The organism is Vibrio ouci (assembly GCF_004551525.1).
Lineage (GTDB): Bacteria > Pseudomonadota > Gammaproteobacteria > Enterobacterales > Vibrionaceae > Vibrio > Vibrio ouci.
This window is the reverse complement of the sequence record NZ_SATR01000017.1, coordinates 80,307-98,031: the sequence shown is the minus strand read 5'-3', so window position 1 is coordinate 98,031 and position 17,725 is coordinate 80,307. Positions and strand designations below refer to the sequence as shown.

The window sequence follows — 17,725 nt, the reverse complement described above, 5'->3', positions numbered from 1 at the left end:
TCAATCTGAGCCATGATCAAACTCTTCAATTTAAGATTTTGTTCGGCTCAATGAATACTGACTTCAAAACTACTGTGTAATTTTAAAGCTATTATCGTTCCAACAGAACGATAATGAATTGACTGTGCCAAGACTAAGTTTCCTTTTACAAAGAAAGCTAATCTCGTTTGGTCACTTCGTTTCATTGAAACCTAATTTGAAACCGAAGTTTCTAATTGGATTATCATCAACGAGTGCCCACACAGATTGATAGGTTTATATTGTTAAAGAGCTTTTCTTTAAGAACTAAGCGTTAGCGCTTTCTCTCAAAGTGGACGTGCATTTTAGCGATTCAGACTTCAGTGTCAAACACTTTTTTGAAGTTTTTCTTAAAATCTTTTTTGAAGAAGTTAAGTAGCTAAATTGTCTTATTCATCCTACCGACTTATCGCTGAGGCCTTGTGGCGTCTGCCGTGTCAGTGGATGCGCATTATAGGGAGTTCAGACTTAAGCGCAACCCCTTTTTCAAAAAAAAATGAAAAAAATGAGCGTTCGTTGAATTTATATTCAAAACCAAACAAAAAGGGAGCAAAACGCTCCCTTTTTCACCATATTCACTGGGTTTTAAATAAATGCATACGCATCAGCAAACATTCTTTCTGCTTGTGCCTGCTTATTTAAAGTGAATTGCTCTCTTGCAGCACCCGCCATTTCAAAACGACCTGCTATATAGATATCAAATTCAGCCAGTGAGTCAAAATCTTGCTCAACCGCTTGAAGTACATTGCCAGTTTTACCAGCCCACTCACTTGGCGCTTCTTCTACTACCGGCACAAAGTGCACGTTGTTATGCTTCGCGGCAATCTCTTCTAATTCAGCTTTCGCATACAGTTGGCATTCATCACGGCCACCCCAGTAAAGGTGGATATCATTGTTTAGCTCTTGCGCCACACAGTGATCCAAAATTGAACGTACATAACTAAAGCCAGTGCCACCAGCAATAAGTAGTAGTGGACGCTCACTCTCTTCTTGTACCCAAGCATCACCATGAGGTGCATCAATAGTGATCTCTCCATCTTGCTCTAGAGCGGCTTTCATTGCTTCAACAACTTCTAGTGCGTAAGCATTTTGCTCTGCAGCACCAATATGTAGTTCTAGCTCACCTTCATGGCGACACGGGCTACTCGCGATAGAGAAAGGTCTTTTATCCTTTTCCCCCATCACCACCATTAGGTACTGACCCGCTTTAAAGTCTACTGGGGTTTCTGGGTGTAATAAGATTTGGTAAGTATTGCAAGCCAACGGCTGAATCGACTTTACTTTGCATTGAATAGTCATTTTGTTCCTCTTACTTACTCTTCAAAAGTAAGCACTAATTTACTTTCTGCGAAGGCTTGGCAAGCAAATATCCATCCTTGTTGTTGCTCTTTATCAGTGAGCATTGGTTCAAGGTGATAAGAGACTGTTCCTTCTAGTTTACGACACAAACAGGCAGCACATGCACCAACCTGGCAACGGTGTGGAAAATTAATATTGTTGTTGAGCGCGGCTTCCAACACCGTTTGTCCATCCTGCACTTCAAATTCTAGGTTATCAGGCTGCAAGATGACGGTATGCTTCATAGGATACCCAACTTATCCCAGAACGCATCGATTTTTGCTACGAGTTGAGGATCTTTCTTGATAGGTGTGCCCCATTCTCGAACAACTTCTTCACCTTCGACCTTATTCGTCGCGTCTAGTACTAAACGTGAACTATTTTCCTCGAGGGTTGATACTTGTTTAGTATCTCGAGCAGGATCCATTCGAGTCGTGATCGCCCAGATAATGTCATTCCAATCTTTAGCGTTCACGTCATTATCACAAACAACAATAAACTTAGGCGCTCCTCGCTCTTGAAGAAACAGTTCAACTTTTTCAGCCAGCTGTTGTGATTGCCCTGCGAGCTCTTTCTTCATCGTTACAATAGCAAAGCTGTTATTCGCTGCTGTCGATGGAATATAGATATCAACGACTTCTGGGTTTTGGGCGATAAAGGTATCTAGTTCGGATTGGGTTAGTTGAGGGCTTTGTTCACCACCCAGCTTTGAACCCACTAGCTCTGCTTCCCACTTAATGGTTGCATCTAAACCCATCTTAGAGCCAAGCCCAACCACTGGCGAGGCAAAATCAAGAGAGTCAATTGGCGTGTTTTCAATAAACAAGGTATCTCGCACTGGGTCCATATGTTCTGTCATCGCTTTAACGACATCATCCCAGTTACGCGCATCGACTTTTTCATCGCACACCACGACAAATTTGGTGTACATGAATTGACGTAAGAAAGACCATACCCCCATCATCACGCGTTTAGCATGACCTGGGTATTGCTTCTTCATTGTCACGACAGCCATTCGATACGAACAACCTTCCGGCGGAAGATAGAAGTCTTCTATCTCTGGGAACTGCTTTTGCAGAATCGGCACGAACACTTCATTAAGTGCAACCCCTAATACCGCTGGCTCATCGGGCGGACGGCCTGTGTATGTGCTGTGGTAGATAGGCTCTTTACGCATGGTGATATGAGTAATGGTAAACACGTGGTGCTTTTCCTTCTCATTGTAATAACCAGTATGGTCACCATAAGGGCCTTCATCGGCAAACTCGTTTGGATCGATGTAACCTTCCATCACAATCTCAGCACTTGCAGGAACTTCTAGATTGTTACTGATCGATTTGACCACTTCTGTTTTGCTTCCGCGTAGCAAGCCTGCAAATGCATATTCCGATAAAGTGTCTGGTACCGGAGTTACTGCACCGAGAATCGTTGCCGGGTCTGCACCGAATGCGACAGAAACAGGGAAAGGTTCACCCGGATTGGTTTCCATCCAATCACGAAGATCCAATGCACCGCCTCGGTGGGCAAGCCAACGCATGATAATCTTGTTCTTAGCAATTTTCTGCTGACGGTAGATTCCTAGGTTTTGGCGTTTTTTGTTTGGACCTTTAGTTACTGTTAGACCCCAAGTAAGAAGTGGAGCCACATCACCTGACCAACAACTCATGACTGGGACTTTATCAAGATCGACATCATCACCTTGCCACACAATTTCTTGGCAAGCGGCTTTACGCAGTCGCTTAGCTGGCATATTCAATACTTGCTTAAACACCGGCAGTTTATCCAGTGCATCTTTAAAACCTTTAGGTGGCTCTGGCTCTTTTAAGTAAGCCAGCAATTTGCCCACTTCTCGCAGCTCTTTAACGTCTTGACGCCCCATACCAATGGCAACACGCTCAGGTGTACCAAATAAGTTGGTCAACACTGGCATGTCATAGCCAATCGGGTTTTCAAATAGGAGAGCGGGGCCACCTGCACGCAGCGTGCGATCACTGATTTCTGTCATTTCGTAATCAGGGTCAACAGGGTGAGAGATGCGTTTGAGCTTCCCTTCTTTTTCTAGATGAGCGATAAAATCGCGTAAGTCCTTAAAACTCATAGGCCTAATAGTGAACTGGTTAATCTGCAGGCAGTATAACAAAAAAGAGGAATCGACCGATCCCTCTTTTTATTGTGGTTATATCTCAAAAGACTACTGACTGAGGACACTTAAAATCGCGCGGCTATTAACCCTTTGGTTACTACTTGCCAACTCTTCCAGCCAAGAGGAGTAACCTTGGCTTGCTAGCTCTCCAGCAATAAATTTAGCATCATCAGATACGGCCATTCGAGCAATTAAGAAGTCCTGAACTTCTGGAGACATCGGGCGCACTTTAGTTAATTCGCTAATTGCCCGTTCTTTAAGACTTGGGTTACTCGCGGCTTGCATCACTTGGTTAAGCGAAAACTCATTCCCCACTCGCGCTAAGCGTACCAATTCACGTTCACTGTTAAAGTCCACTTTCATTAGCCACAGTAGCTTGTACACCTCAGCACTTTCACTCACTTGTGCCAATCTGACCATTACTTCCGATGAAGGTAACCAACTGGTCACCGCCTCTTGAGTCAACTGATCAGTTAACCCTTTAACCGCCTCAGGTGACAAGCTGTCTAATTCACGTATCAAGAGGGCTTCTCGTGCCTGAATCTGATATTCAGTGCCCTTGAGCCAATCTTTAAGGATGAGATCTTTACGCTCAGCATCCAGCACAAATGCAAGAGTAGATTGGTCTTGATGCCATTGCTTAAGTAAGCGATTAGCAATTGCTGGGTAATTAAAGGCTGGGACAGAAAACTCATAACCATCCCCTCTTTCCAATACTTGATAAGTAGGTACCATAGATTTTTGCTGCTCGACAAACAGCGCCATCTTAGGCGTTAAGATGAGATTTTGGTCTTCTATCTTTTTAAGTAGTAAGTAACGGGAAACTTCTTGGACAGGCAGAGCAAGCCTTTGCAGGGCAAAGTTGAGTCCATCAATATCATCTTCGACCACAAACTGAAGCAGTTCTGCGACCTTATCATGAACTTGGGATTCTTGAAGCCATTGCTCAACTCGCTGGGGCTGCATTTCCGTTGCAGTAGCGACTGGTACACCAATGAGTAGCGTTGCTGATAGGAGTACCGACGACAACATTCCTTGTTGCATGTTAACCTCCTTGTAACATTTATCTCATTGTGCTCGTTCTACTGAGATAATGCAAACAAAAACGCCACCGATAGCGGTGGCGTTCTATAAAATAGATTTTTCAGAATTTACTGACGACGCATCGCATCGAAGAACTCATCATTAGTCTTCGTCATTGCTAGCTTATCAATCAGGAATTCCATCGCATCGATCTCGCCCATTGGGTGAACAATCTTACGTAGGATCCACATCTTCTGAAGTTCTTCGTTCTTAGTTAGAAGCTCTTCACGACGTGTGCCACTGCGGTTGAAGTCAATCGCAGGGAATACACGCTTCTCGGCAATCTTACGGTTCAGGTGGATTTCCATGTTACCTGTACCCTTGAACTCTTCGTAGATAACTTCATCCATCTTAGAACCAGTATCAACAAGAGCAGTAGCAAGGATAGTTAGGCTACCACCTTCTTCTACGTTACGTGCTGCACCGAAGAAACGCTTAGGACGATGAAGTGCGTTTGCATCTACACCACCCGTTAGTACTTTACCTGATGAAGGTACTACGGTGTTGTATGCACGAGCTAGACGAGTAATAGAGTCAAGCAGGATAACCACGTCTTTTTTGTGTTCAACAAGACGCTTCGCTTTCTCGATTACCATCTCAGCAACTTGTACGTGACGAGATGCTGGTTCATCAAACGTTGATGCTATCACTTCGCCTTTAACTAAGCGCTGCATCTCTGTTACTTCTTCTGGACGTTCGTCGATAAGAAGTACCATCAACTCACACTCAGGGTGGTTATGAGCGATGCTTTGAGCAATGTTCTGTAGCAACATTGTTTTACCCGCTTTTGGCGGAGCAACAATCAAACCACGCTGACCTTTACCAATTGGTGAAGCCAGATCAAGAACACGTGCAGTAATATCTTCTGTCGAACCGTTACCACGCTCCATCACCATACGCTCGTTAGCGTGTAGTGGCGTCAAGTTTTCAAATAGAATCTTGTTACGCGCGTTATCTGGTTTGTCATCGTTAACTGTATTGACTTTTAGTAGCGCAAAGTATCGCTCACCATCTTTTGGTGGACGAATCTTACCGGCAATTGAGTCACCCGTACGTAGGTTAAAGCGACGAATCTGACTTGGAGAAACGTAAATATCATCTGGGCCAGCAAGGTATGAGCTGTCCGCACTACGTAGGAAACCAAAGCCGTCTTGAAGTATTTCCAGAACCCCGTCGCCAAAAATATCTTCACCACTTTTCGCATGCGCTTTTAGGATGGCGAAGATAATGTCTTGCTTTCTTAGACGAGCTAGGTTTTCTAAGCCTAAGCTTTCGCCAAGTTTGACAAGATCAGACACAGGTCTGTTCTTCAGTTCTGTTAGATTCATAGTGGTGGATACTTGTTTAGTCAAAATAAGGATCTGTTTTTTTGGTTAAGATGGATTTGGTCACAGGATCGACCAAGAAGAGAGAACTTGTTTAATTAACGTGCGATAAACTAGCACTAAATAGTAGCCTAGTCTAGATTTTGTTGGTATTCAAAAAACAAAACCGTGCACTATTCGATGCACGGTCTTATCTAACTATTATAGGTTAGCGTCTAGGAACTCTTTAAGTTGAGTTTTAGACAACGCGCCTACTTTAGTTGCTGCTACGTTACCGTCTTTAAATAGAAGTAACGTTGGAATACCACGGATACCAAACTTAGGTGGAGTACCTGCGTTTTGGTCGATATTTAGTTTACCGATAGTGAGTTTGCCTTCGTACTCGTCTGCGATTTCGTCCAAAATCGGCGCAATCATCTTACAAGGACCACACCATTCTGCCCAAAAATCAACAAGAACTGGGCCTGCAGCGTTAATTACGTCGGTATCAAAACCGTCATCAGTTAGCTGCAAAATCTTATCACTCATCTTCCACTCCAATGTGTTTTTTCGGAACTGGTTGGATGATAACCAGTATTTAGATGCCCTATTGGAATGTATTTACTTTCGTATTGCAAGCTTAAGCTGATATTCTATAGCAATGAAAAAGACGCATATCACAGAGCAAAAGTTCGCCGATTTGGGCTTACACCCTCAAATTACTGAAGGTCTGGAGAAAAAAGGGTTCGAATTTTGTACCCCAATCCAAGCCTTGGCGCTGCCGGTACTGCTCACCGGCCAAGACATCGCAGGTCAAGCCCAAACGGGTACAGGTAAGACATTAGCCTTCCTGACTGCTACTTTTAACCACTTACTGACTACTTCTGAACACGAAGGTCGTAAGCCTAACCAGCCACGTGCAATTATTATGGCACCGACTCGCGAGCTGGCGATTCAGATCTATAACGATGCTGAACCGCTAATCGCAAGCACTGGTATCAAAGCGGCACTTGCTTACGGCGGTGAAAGCTATGATAAGCAATTGGCTAAGCTAGAAGACGGTGTTGATGTACTGATTGGTACAACCGGTCGTATTATCGACTTCTATAAGCAAAAGGTATTTAACCTTAACCACATTCAAGCCGTTGTTCTTGATGAAGCTGACCGTATGTTCGATCTTGGCTTTATTAAAGATATCCGCTTCTTGTTCCGTCGTATGCCTGAGCCAAAAGAGCGTTTGAACATGCTGTTCTCAGCAACGCTGTCTTACCGCGTGCAAGAATTGGCATTCGAACACATGCACAACCCTGAGCATGTTGTGGTTGAGCCAGAAGTAAAAACAGGTCACCGCATTCAAGAAGAACTGTTCTACCCTTCTAATGAACATAAGATGTCTTTACTACAGACGCTTATCGAAGAAGAGTGGCCAGATCGCGCCATCATTTTTGCCAACACTAAACATAAGTGTGAGTCTGTATGGGGACACCTAGCAGCAGATGGACACCGTGTTGGTCTATTGACTGGTGACGTTCCACAGAAAAAACGTGAGCGTATCCTAGAGCAATTCACTAAAGGCGAAGTAGACCTATTGGTTGCAACCGACGTTGCGGCTCGTGGCCTACATATTCCTCAGGTAACGCACGTATTTAACTTTGATCTACCAGACGACTGTGAAGATTATGTACACCGCATTGGTCGTACAGGTCGCGCAGGTGCAAGTGGTCATTCAATCAGCTTTGCTTGTGAAGATTACGCAATCAACTTGCCGCCGATTGAAGAATACATTGAGCACTCTATTCCAGTATCTGACTACGACCCAAGTGCACTGATCGAAGATCTACCTGCACCGATTCGCATGCGTTCTAATCGTCCGCAGCAACGTCGTACTAATACTGGCGGTTCGCGTTCAGGAAATCGTCGTTCGAACCATCGCTCTCGCCCACGTCAACAAAAGGATTCTTAAGTCGTCTATGAGCCAAGCAGTTTCATCTCCGCTTTACGCAGCCATCGACCTCGGGTCGAACAGTTTTCACATGCTCGTTGTGCGTCATATTGATGGCAGCATTCAAACTATGGCTAAAATCAAACGCAAGGTTCGCCTTGCCGCAGGTTTAGACGATAATAACGCGCTAAGCCTAGAAGCCATGCAACGCGGATGGGACTGCTTGAGTCTATTTGCAGAACGACTGCAAGATATTCCAACTGAAAACATCCGTATTGTCGGTACCGCTACCCTGCGTACCGCAACCAATGTGGATGTTTTTCTTGAGAAAGCGAATCAGATCCTCGGTCATAAGATTGAGGTCATTGATGGTGAAGAAGAAGCTGCCACTATTTATAAAGGTGTCGCGCACACTTCTGGTGGTAGCGGTCGCCGCTTAGTGGTTGATATCGGTGGTGCTAGCACAGAGCTGATCATCGGTGAAGGCTTCGAAGCCAAAGCACTAACCAGCCTGAAAATGGGCTGTGTTACCTGGTTAGAGCGTCACTTTAAAGATCGCCAACTGACGGTAACCAACTTCAACAACGCTATTCAAGCCGCAAAAGAGACACTCCAGCCAATTCTAGAGCAGTACACAGAAATTGGTTGGGATGTGTGTGTTGGCGCCTCAGGTACCGTTCAAGCTCTGCAAGAGATCATGCTGGCGCAAGGTATGGATGAGGTCATTACTCATGCCAAACTAAAGCGTCTACAAAAGCAAGCAATGCTAGCGGATCACTTGGAAGAGCTGGAAATCGAAGGCCTAACACTTGAGCGTGCTTTAGTGTTCCCAAGTGGTTTATCGATTCTGATTGCTATCTTTGAGCTGTTAGAAATTGACTCTATGACCCTAGCTGGCGGAGCACTGCGTGAAGGCTTAGTCTATGAGATGGTTGATGAGTTAAAGCAAGACGATATCCGCGCTCGAACCATCGCTAGTGTGCAGAGCCGTTATCAGATGGATGCCATATACGGTGAACAAGTGGCTAACATGGCCGCTAAGCTGCTGTCTGAGTGTCAGGAGGATTGGATTGCCGAGTCTCAAGGTGACGTATTACTTGCCACCGCGGCCAAACTGCACGAGATTGGTTTAACCATCGACTTTAAGAAAGGTGGTGAGCACAGTGCCTACCTGCTGCAGCATCTCGATCTGCCAGGTTACACTCGCGCGCAGAAACATCTACTGGGTGAACTGGCTCGTCGCTATAGAGAGCAGTTAACCTCATTACCGGAGCAGCACGCCCTTTCAAGTACCAGTGCGAAACGCGTTTTACGCTTACTACGCTTAGCGGTATTGCTGACTCACCGTCGTAATCCTGATCTCGAACCGAACATCAGTTTGAGCTCTGCAGATGACAAGCTAACTCTGACCATTAAGTCACAGTGGCTAAAAGCAAATCCACTGACCGCAGCTGAGCTTGAAATCGAAGCTAACCGCCAAAGTGACATTGGCTGGCCGCTTTCTGTCGTAGAGTATTAATTACTACTAACGATTCAAATACAAAAAAAGCCCGAGAGACTCAGTCCTCGGGCTTTTTCTTGTTCGTCATTTCAATTACGACTTAGCGCCAACCATTGTAAACTCGGGATTCACTGCTGTTAGCTTACGTACTAAGTAGTTAAGTAGCACGCCATACATTGGCACAAACAGACCTAAGCTGATCACTAGTTTAAATCCGTAGTCCACCAGCGCAATTTCAGTCCAGTGCTCTGCCATAAATGGATCTGGACTTTGGTAGAACGCAATCGCAAAAAAAGCGATGGTATCTAGCGCATTACCAAATAGCGTCGAACAGGTTGGAGCTACCCACCACTGCTTTAACTGACGCAGACGGTTAAACACATGTACATCCAGAATCTGACCTAATAGATAAGCCATAAAGCTCGCGATCGCGATACGTGCAACAAATAAGTTGAACTCACCTAACTGACCAAAACCTTGGAATGCACCTTCGTAGAAAAGTACCGATAAACCATAAGAGACCGCTAACGCAGGTAGCATCACTAAGAAGATAATGCGGCGTGCTAACTGAGCACCAAAGATACGTACAGTCAGATCAGTTGCTAAGAAGATAAATGGAAACGTAAATGCGCCCCACGTAGTGTGGAAACCAAAAACGGTAAAAGGAAGTTGAACCAAGTAGTTGCTAGATGCAATGATGATCAGGTGGAATAGAACTAATAGAAAAAGGGCTTTGCGCTGCTGCGCAGGGGTAAAGTTACTCATGCGATACCTTTTTAGTTTGGTTTGGGGGTGAGGGAACCCAAATCGACACTCTCCGAGCCAGCGGAAATTGCCTTACCAACAATGTTAAATGAAATAGTGACGATATTTGAGTTATGCCAAACATCGCGGCGGGCGATTATACATTAACCAATTTCACCTGCAATAGGTGAAATTGAAGCAATCGTTAGCGTGAATGTTCCTATTTAGAAACCACGTTGGAAAAGAGAAGCGAGAAAGTCGAGTTCTTCTTTTGAATCTTCAATCGCTAGCGCTTCAAACCAAACACTTTCGCTGTAATGTTCTGATTTAAGAAACAGTTGGCAACCTTCAAAATCAATCAACCATGAATGGATGTCCGCATCCCACTGCTTTTCAATTACCGAAGCGGATAGCAGTTGCACCAGCTTCTCTGCCAATTGCGGGAAACTATCAAAATCAAAACGAGGCGTTCGAATAATGATACGTCCTTCTTGTGCCTGATAATCAACAAGACCAAATTCCGTTTGTTGCATTGAATCACCCATGATTAGTTAAATGTTCTTGAATCAAATCTAAGAAAGGATCGGCGTATTTCTCTAGCTTACGTTGCCCCACTCCACTCACTGCTAACATTTCACCGTAAGAGGTTGGCAGAATCTCAGCCATATCAATCAAGGTAGCATCACTGAATACTACGTATGGCGGTAGGCCATCTTCATCAGCAATCGCTTTACGCAGCTTACGTAATTTCGCAAACAGCTTCTTATCGTAGTTCTTGCTCGATAGCTTGTCTGACTTAGCGGCACGTGCGGCAGTATCTAAACGCGGCACCGCTAATTCTAAGCTCATCTCGCCACGTAACAGTGGACGTGCTTCTTCGGTCAACTGCAATGTCGAGTTACGGGTGATGTTTTGGAACAGCAAGCCTTTATGGATCAGCTGACGGAACACACTCACCCAGTAGTCGTGACTGTTTTCTCGGCCGATACCATAGGTCGATAACTTATCATGACCATTTTCTCGCACCCGGATATTCTGCATGCCGCGCAGCACTTCAACCACGTAGCCCATACCAAAGCTTTGGTTGACGCGATAGACACAAGACAGCGCTTTTTGCGCTTGCTCAGTGGCATCAAAATGCTTAGGCGGATCAAGACAAATATCGCAGTTGCCACACGGTTTTTCTCGATATTCACCGAAATAGTTAAGTAATACCTGACGTCGACAGGTTTGTGCTTCAGCAAACGCGCTCATCGCATTGAGCTTATGCGCTTCAACCTGCTTTTGCGGTCCGTCATCTTTCTCATCAAGCATTCGGCGCAGCCAAGCAATATCCGCTGGGTCATAGAGCATCATCGCTTCAGCAGGTAAACCATCACGCCCCGCTCGGCCCGTTTCCTGATAGTAAGATTCAATATTGCGTGGAATATCAAAGTGAACCACGAAGCGCACATTAGGTTTGTTGATGCCCATGCCAAACGCCACTGTTGCAACAACAATCTGGATGTCATCACGTTGGAAGGCTTCTTGAACGTATGCTCGCTCATCCGCTTCCAGGCCAGCATGATAGCTAGCGGCGCGAAGACCGTTGTTACACAGCTTCTCGGTGACCATTTCGACTTTCTTGCGACTGCCGCAATAGATGATGCCGCAACTACCACGTTGGTTTTCAAGGAAACGCACCACCTGAGAGACAGGCTTGTGCTTTTCAACCAAGGTATAGCGGATATTAGGGCGATCGAAACTGCCGAGGTAAGTATGCGGCTCGTTAAGTTGCAGACGCTGCATAATATCTTTACGCGTGGCATCGTCAGCCGTCGCGGTTAGCGCCATCACAGGCACATGCGGGAAGTACTGTTTTAGCTGACCTAGCGAGGCATACTCAGGTCTGAAATCATGCCCCCACTGCGAAATACAGTGCGCCTCATCGACAGCAATCATCGATAGAGGCAGGCTTTCCAAACGCTCGATAAAGTCACGCATCAAGACGCGTTCTGGTGATACATAGACTAACTTGAGCGCACCAGAATGCATGCGATTGTAGACAGAGATAAGCTCTTCACGCGGCATGCTCGAGTTAATGCACTCAGCTGCAACACCATTGGCTTTGAGCTGATCCACTTGGTCTTTCATTAAAGAGATAAGTGGAGAGATTACTAACGTCAGGCCACTGCGGGCCAAAGCTGGGATCTGGTAACACAGCGACTTACCACCACCAGTTGGCATAATCACTAAGCTATCTTGTCCAACTACCGCAGACTCAATCACCTCTTGCTGACCATCACGGAAGCTCTGGTAACCGAAAACATCTTCGAGAATGCTTTGTGGCGTAGGCAGTTCTTCCATAGGTTGTGGTGCTAAAAGTGTCGAGGTCATGAGTTATCTCAGTAAGAATGCAGGTCGAATGCGTGCTGAACGCAAGGGGCACATTGTAGAGGGGTTTAGGGGCGAATAAAACCGCAAATTGTTAGGTGATTTTGGGCCACGTTCGTATACTGCATGTTTCAATTTGTAAATTCATTCAATCTGAGCACACAACTATGACTCCAGACGAACAACAGCGAGCCAAGCAAGGTGTCCTTCTCGCGATTGGTGCCTACACGATGTGGGGTATCGCGCCAATCTACTTCAAAGCGCTCGGTGATGTTTCTCCGCTAGAAATTTTAAGCCACCGCGTTGTATGGTCGTTCTTCCTACTGGCCGCTCTACTCCACTTCGGTCGTCGTTGGCGCAATGTACGAGACGTGCTCAAATCAAAACAGAAGTTGATGTACCTGGTTACGACTGCGGTATTGGTTGGCGCAAACTGGTTGATCTTCATTTGGGCGGTCAATTCCGATCATATGCTCGATGCGAGTTTGGGCTACTACATCAACCCTTTGATCAATGTACTGCTAGGGATGCTCTTCTTGGGTGAGCGACTACGAAAACTACAGTGGTTTGCTGTTGCCCTTGCCGCTTGTGGCGTGCTGGTGCAACTATTTGTATTTGGTTCGATTCCAACTGTTGCGATCGCTTTAGCTCTGAGTTTTGGCTTTTATGGTCTGCTGCGTAAAAAGGTCAGCCTTGAAGCACAAACAGGCTTATTCGTTGAGACCTTAGTGCTGTTGCCTGCTGCCGCTATTTACCTACTGTGGATTGCCGATACTCCGACTTCAAACTTCACCGAAAACCCGCTAAATCTAAATCTACTACTGATTTCGGCTGGCATCATTACCACTCTACCGCTACTTTGTTTCACTGGCGCAGCAACACGACTTAAGCTGTCGACGCTCGGCTTTTTCCAATACATCGGCCCAAGTTTAATGTTCCTACTGGCGGTGCTGATTTATGGTGAAGCCTTCACCACGGATAAGGCCATCACCTTTGCCTTTATTTGGGGAGCATTGGTGGTATTTAGCTTTGATGGGCTACGCAATAATAAGAAATCGAAAAAGGCAGCTCAAACGCACTGATCGTTTTTTACAAGACATTCAAGATGAGTAACGCTAAGCTTGGTGAAATATTCACCAAGCTTTTTTGTTTTTATGGATAAGGTTCAATACCAAACAGTGCCCAATCAAGAGATAGGTTTGATCGACGCAAACTACCAGACGTTTGCCTTTCAGCGCCACTATCATCTTGATTTTCACATTGGCCTTATTACCCAAGGGGAACAAAAATTCCATTATCAGGGTGAATCTCACCATGCCGGTCAAGGGCAGATGGTGTTAATGCCACCGGATGAAATGCACGATGGTCAATCCAAACTCGATTCTGGCTACAAGGTAAAAGTCTTTTCTCTCGATCCTCTGTGGCTAAGCGATCTTTCCGATCTAAAACGATCTTCCGATGTGATCGGCTTTAACCAACTTGTGATTGATGACTCTCATGTTTTCAATACCTTATCTCAGCTGCACCAGAGTCTAACTAACACCAACCTTAGTCAGCTTGCTCAAGACTGTCTGCCTTATGAGGGTTTTAGCCAGTTGTTCGAACGCTACGGTGCAAAAGAGCAAAGAAGTATCGTGCCACTTGGCAATCAATCCGTCGCTACATTAAAAGAGTATTTGATGGCTAACCTCGATCAGCCAGTCAAACTTGAGCAACTGTCTGAACTGTGCCAGCTGAGCCCAACCCAATTTCAACGCCATTTCAAAGCCAAAATCGGCTTAACACCCTATGCATGGCTGAGCCGATTGCGTATGGAACAAGGGATGAAATTATTGAAAGCGGGCGTCAAAGGCACAGAAGTCGCTCATCAAGTCGGCTTTTACGATCAGGCGCATTTCAGTAAGGCGTTTAAAGCGGTGTATGGCGTCAGCCCATCTCAAATCAACTAGTGTCGATTATTTACAATCTTTTGCTTGGCGCTGCTGGCACAATCCAGTGATAAGTCATTAATCACTGCTGCTATGAACGAATTAACCATCCTAACCACGCTTGCCGTTGTCCACTTTGTTGCGCTGATGAGCCCAGGGCCAGATTTTGCTCTGGTGGTGCAAAATGCCACGCGTTACGGCCGCCAAACCGGCCTTTATATTGCGCTCGGTTTGTCTTGCGGCATCTTGCTGCATTCATTATTGAGCCTCACCGGGGTCAGCTACTTAGTCCACCAGCAGCCGACTTTATTTGCCCTATTACAACTGGCAGGCGGAAGCTATCTGTTCTATCTAGGCTATGGGGCTCTAAAAGGTACATGGGCAAAAATTAACTCCCCAACAACAACCGAACAAGAAAGCGAACCAACCAGTTTGCTATTAAGCAATAAACGTCAGGCGTTTTCCCGTGGCTTTGCGACCAACATTCTCAACCCGAAAGCCTTAGTGTTCTTTGTCAGCTTAATGTCGAGCTTAGTGCCGGCCACTATGTCCTTATCCGGAAAAGGCATCGCACTGATTATTCTGTGGAGCTTGTCTTTGCTGTGGTTCTCGTTTCTTGCTTGGGCACTGTCTACTCAACGTATGCAGCGTAAAATCAAGTCACTCGCGATCTATATTGATGGGCTGTGCGGTCTGTTATTCAGCTTTATCGGCCTCAGTATTTTGTGGCAATCCACCACTGCCCTCGCGGCTCAGTTTTGAGCCTGAAAAAATATTAAGTTTGATTCAAGGTTAAACTTTGAACAAAAACTTTTAGACCTACGCCCTTTCCACTGCCAATCTATTCTTCGCATAACAACAAGGAGAATAAGATGCAGTGGAAAATGAAATGCCTTACCGCTTATTTATTACTGACGTCAGCCAGTACCTTCGCTAATCAAGCCGCCGACTCCGTTGCTCCAGAACGCAGCAGTGGTTTAGAACAAAAACAGCTGGTGACCGCCAAAGATTGGATGGTGACCGCTGCCAACCCACTTGCCACCCAAGCTGGCGCCGACATTCTTGCTCAAGGTGGTAACGCCATTGATGCTATGGTCACCACTCAGTTGATGCTAGGGCTAGTAGAGCCGCAATCTTCCGGTATCGGTGGTGGTGCATTCCTGGTTTACTGGGATGCTAAAAACCAAAAACTGACCACTTATGATGGTCGAGAAACCGCACCACTCGATGCTACGCCGCGATTATTTCAAGATGACAATGGCGAACCACTCAAGTTCTATGATGCCGTGGTAGGTGGGCGCTCTGTCGGGACACCGGGCACAGTTAAGTTGATGTGGGATACCCATCAAAAATATGGCCAGCTAGAGTGGCACAAGCTGATTGAGCCAGTCATTGAGGTAGCAACCAAAGGGTTTGAGATCAGCCCGCGTCTTGCGACCTTAATTGAAAATGATGCCGATCGTTTAAGCCGCTTTGCCACAACCAAAGCGTATTTCTTTAATCCTGATGGCTCACCGAAAACGGCTGGAACGCTACTTAAAAATCCCCAATATGCTGAGACTTTAACGGCAATTGCTAAACAAGGGGCGAAAGCTTTCTACCAAGGGGCAATTGCTGACAGCATTATCGAGACAGTACAAAACGCAGCGGGTAACCCAGGGGTATTGGCGCAAAAAGATTTTGATGCCTATAGCGTCAAGCAACGCGAACCTGTCTGCTCAGCCTACCAAAGTTATGACATCTGCGGTATGGGACCACCGAGCTCAGGTGCACTGACAGTCGGTCAGATACTGGCGATGACGGAACAGTTTGATTTAAGAGGCTGGGGAGCCAATGACGCTAGATCGTGGCAAGTGATTGCAGACGCCTCGCAACTGGCGTTTGCCGATCGCGGTATGTATATGGCCGATGAGGACTTTGTGCCGATGCCGACTCAAGGCTTACTTGATAAAGAGTACCTCAAACAACGTGCACAACTGATCAAGCCGGGCAAAGCTTTAGCGACTGTGAGTGCAGGTTCTCCTCCGTGGAATTACGCCCAGCGTCAAAGTATGGATGAATCGATTGAGCTACCTTCCACCAGCCACTTTAATGTCGTGGATAAACAAGGAAATATCGTTTCGATCACTACCACGATTGAAAATGCATTTGGTTCTCGCCTCATGACCAATGGTTTCTTACTCAACAATGAGCTTACTGACTTTTCATTCCGAACTCATAAAGAGGGCAAACCGATCGCCAACCGCTTAGAGCCAGGCAAACGCCCACGCTCATCGATGGCGCCAACCATCATCATGCAAGATGACAAACCCTATATGGCCATTGGTTCCCCTGGTGGTAGCCGCATCATAGGTTATGTCGCTCAAGCCATCATTGCCCATACCCAATGGGGCATGGATATCCAGCAAGCCGTCAACCAACCACACCTACTTAACCGCTTTGGCACATTAGATATCGAGCAAGGGACAAAGGCTGAAACGCTTAAACCTGAACTAGAAGAGATGGGCTTTAAGGTCAACGTACGTGACTTAAACTCGGGCCTGCACGCTATCTTAGTCCAAGAAGGTCAATTGCAAGGTGCTGCTGACCCAAGGCGTGAAGGAGCTGCGATAGGCAAATAACGCCGATCGCCTCACTTGCTTGTGCGAGATCTCTCACAAGCAAGTGAGTAAATATAGTTTTTTTGCTGAGAGAAATGTAAGCAACAAAACATAAACTGTTGATTTATAATGATATGTACATTTTTGGTTCGAATTTTTATGTAGAAAAACGTTTGCGTCATATTGCTGAAAATCGTCAAAAGCGTAATATTAATCCTGTCGGAAGGATACTGACACGGAACAGGAAATTACCACGGATTAGGTAATCTTCAGGAAGAAGATACGGTTATTCAGGATGAATAGTCGGCATGGAAAGCAAATAGGACATTGAACGGACGCAATAGTAACTAGGATGGTTGCTACTAAGGATGGGAAATGGACACCTCTGGACGAGGAAAGGACTTATCATCAGGATGATGAAAAGGACACCGCTCAAGGAACAAGCGACGTGAGCTAACGAGGATTGTTAGTGGACCAGGATAGGGTCAAATACGGACACCGCTAGGATGGCGAGTAAAGGATTGAGCTGAAGGACATCAGCATACTATCAAGGATTAGATGCATGGAGCACCTATAGTAGCCGGATTGCTGCGAGTAAGACTATAACCCCGATGGGCTCACGCCCTCGGGGTTTTTCTTTATCTTATCTCTGCATATTTGAACTTTAGACTGCGTTGTCTTCTTTCACTCCCATTGTGCTGGCCCAGTCCTATCACATCAGTTCCCTATTTCTGCCGCGACACCGCTCAGG

General features: G+C 45.8%; 15 protein-coding genes. 6 read left to right on the top strand and 9 right to left on the bottom strand.

What is annotated here, in order from left to right:
- Positions 1-603 precede the first annotated feature (603 nt).
- From fre to trxA, 6 genes are all read right to left on the bottom strand, one after another.
- Entirely contained in the window at positions 604-1,317 is a 714-nt protein-coding gene (gene fre / locus ELS82_RS12740) for an NAD(P)H-flavin reductase (RefSeq protein WP_134835799.1), read from the bottom strand.
- A 14-nt stretch (positions 1,318-1,331) separates the two neighbouring features.
- Positions 1,332-1,601: a 2Fe-2S iron-sulfur cluster-binding protein gene (locus ELS82_RS12735; RefSeq protein ID WP_004409626.1), complete on the bottom strand. Its 270-nt coding sequence runs from the start codon at positions 1,599-1,601 to the stop codon at positions 1,332-1,334.
- Positions 1,598-3,454: a 4-hydroxy-3-polyprenylbenzoate decarboxylase gene (gene ubiD, locus ELS82_RS12730; protein ID WP_134835798.1), complete on the bottom strand. Its 1,857-nt coding sequence runs from the start codon at positions 3,452-3,454 to the stop codon at positions 1,598-1,600. The genes ELS82_RS12735 and ubiD overlap by 4 nt, the downstream gene beginning before the upstream one ends.
- 93 nt (positions 3,455-3,547) lie before the next feature.
- Positions 3,548-4,543 (bottom strand): hypothetical protein, encoded by a 996-nt coding sequence (locus tag ELS82_RS12725; protein ID WP_134835797.1) that lies wholly within the window; start codon positions 4,541-4,543, stop codon positions 3,548-3,550.
- 107 nt (positions 4,544-4,650) lie between these two features.
- Positions 4,651-5,910: a transcription termination factor Rho gene (gene rho, locus ELS82_RS12720; protein WP_134835796.1), complete on the bottom strand. Its 1,260-nt coding sequence runs from the start codon at positions 5,908-5,910 to the stop codon at positions 4,651-4,653.
- A 198-nt stretch (positions 5,911-6,108) separates the two neighbouring features.
- On the bottom strand, positions 6,109-6,435 hold the full coding sequence (trxA, locus tag ELS82_RS12715; protein WP_134835795.1) for a thioredoxin TrxA: 327 nt from the start codon (positions 6,433-6,435) through the stop codon (positions 6,109-6,111).
- A 112-nt stretch (positions 6,436-6,547) separates the two neighbouring features.
- On the opposite strand from trxA, the gene rhlB reads away from it, so the two are divergent.
- Together rhlB and gppA are read left to right on the top strand one after the other, a co-directional pair.
- Entirely contained in the window at positions 6,548-7,849 is a 1,302-nt protein-coding gene (gene rhlB / locus ELS82_RS12710; protein ID WP_134835794.1) for an ATP-dependent RNA helicase RhlB, read from the top strand.
- Between the two features lie 7 nt (positions 7,850-7,856).
- Entirely contained in the window at positions 7,857-9,347 is a 1,491-nt protein-coding gene (gene gppA / locus ELS82_RS12705; protein ID WP_134835793.1) for a guanosine-5'-triphosphate,3'-diphosphate diphosphatase, read from the top strand.
- Between the two features lie 75 nt (positions 9,348-9,422).
- Here the strand turns inward: gppA and ELS82_RS12700 are convergent, their stop codons facing one another.
- The 3 genes from ELS82_RS12700 to recQ form a co-directional block, all read right to left on the bottom strand.
- Positions 9,423-10,094, bottom strand: a complete 672-nt coding sequence (locus tag ELS82_RS12700; RefSeq protein WP_053440771.1) for a 7-cyano-7-deazaguanine/7-aminomethyl-7-deazaguanine transporter — start codon at positions 10,092-10,094, stop codon at positions 9,423-9,425.
- A gap of 203 nt (positions 10,095-10,297) precedes the next feature.
- A complete protein-coding gene (locus ELS82_RS12695; RefSeq protein ID WP_134835792.1) occupies positions 10,298-10,618 on the bottom strand; it encodes a DUF3630 family protein in 321 nt (106 codons plus the stop codon).
- Positions 10,611-12,449, bottom strand: coding sequence for an ATP-dependent DNA helicase RecQ (gene recQ, locus ELS82_RS12690; protein WP_134835791.1), 1,839 nt, complete (start codon positions 12,447-12,449; stop codon positions 10,611-10,613). The genes ELS82_RS12695 and recQ overlap by 8 nt, the downstream gene beginning before the upstream one ends.
- Positions 12,450-12,613: 164 nt before the next feature.
- Between recQ and rarD the strand changes: the two genes are divergently transcribed.
- From rarD to ggt, 4 genes are all read left to right on the top strand, one after another.
- Positions 12,614-13,528, top strand: coding sequence for an EamA family transporter RarD (gene rarD / locus ELS82_RS12685; RefSeq protein WP_134835790.1), 915 nt, complete (start codon positions 12,614-12,616; stop codon positions 13,526-13,528).
- A 72-nt stretch (positions 13,529-13,600) separates the two neighbouring features.
- Entirely contained in the window at positions 13,601-14,395 is a 795-nt protein-coding gene (locus ELS82_RS12680) for an AraC family transcriptional regulator (protein WP_134835789.1), read from the top strand.
- A gap of 72 nt (positions 14,396-14,467) precedes the next feature.
- Positions 14,468-15,136, top strand: a complete 669-nt coding sequence (locus tag ELS82_RS12675) for a LysE family translocator (RefSeq protein WP_134835788.1) — start codon at positions 14,468-14,470, stop codon at positions 15,134-15,136.
- Positions 15,137-15,246: 110 nt separating this feature from the next.
- A complete protein-coding gene (ggt, locus tag ELS82_RS12670) occupies positions 15,247-16,995 on the top strand; it encodes a gamma-glutamyltransferase (protein WP_134835787.1) in 1,749 nt (582 codons plus the stop codon).
- Positions 16,996-17,725: the final 730 nt, after the last annotated feature.

Bases quoted from the DNA above. Each gene is read 5' to 3' on its own strand.
- gppA (WP_134835793.1), top strand. From the start codon at position 7,857: ATGAGCCAAGCAGTTTCATCTCCGCTTTACGCAGCCATCGACCTCGGG.
- ELS82_RS12695 (WP_134835792.1), bottom strand. From the start codon at position 10,618: ATGGGTGATTCAATGCAACAAACGGAATTTGGTCTTGTTGATTATCAG.
- ubiD (WP_134835798.1), bottom strand. From the start codon at position 3,454: ATGAGTTTTAAGGACTTACGCGATTTTATCGCTCATCTAGAAAAAGAA.
- ELS82_RS12680 (WP_134835789.1), top strand. From the start codon at position 13,601: ATGGATAAGGTTCAATACCAAACAGTGCCCAATCAAGAGATAGGTTTG.
- trxA (WP_134835795.1), bottom strand. From the start codon at position 6,435: ATGAGTGATAAGATTTTGCAGCTAACTGATGACGGTTTTGATACCGAC.
- ELS82_RS12725 (WP_134835797.1), bottom strand. From the start codon at position 4,543: ATGCAACAAGGAATGTTGTCGTCGGTACTCCTATCAGCAACGCTACTC.
- rarD (WP_134835790.1), top strand. From the start codon at position 12,614: ATGACTCCAGACGAACAACAGCGAGCCAAGCAAGGTGTCCTTCTCGCG.
- ELS82_RS12700 (WP_053440771.1), bottom strand. From the start codon at position 10,094: ATGAGTAACTTTACCCCTGCGCAGCAGCGCAAAGCCCTTTTTCTATTA.
- ELS82_RS12735 (WP_004409626.1), bottom strand. From the start codon at position 1,601: ATGAAGCATACCGTCATCTTGCAGCCTGATAACCTAGAATTTGAAGTG.
- rhlB (WP_134835794.1), top strand. From the start codon at position 6,548: ATGAAAAAGACGCATATCACAGAGCAAAAGTTCGCCGATTTGGGCTTA.
- recQ (WP_134835791.1), bottom strand. From the start codon at position 12,449: ATGACCTCGACACTTTTAGCACCACAACCTATGGAAGAACTGCCTACG.
- rho (WP_134835796.1), bottom strand. From the start codon at position 5,910: ATGAATCTAACAGAACTGAAGAACAGACCTGTGTCTGATCTTGTCAAA.
- fre (WP_134835799.1), bottom strand. From the start codon at position 1,317: ATGACTATTCAATGCAAAGTAAAGTCGATTCAGCCGTTGGCTTGCAAT.
- ELS82_RS12675 (WP_134835788.1), top strand. From the start codon at position 14,468: ATGAACGAATTAACCATCCTAACCACGCTTGCCGTTGTCCACTTTGTT.
- ggt (WP_134835787.1), top strand. From the start codon at position 15,247: ATGCAGTGGAAAATGAAATGCCTTACCGCTTATTTATTACTGACGTCA.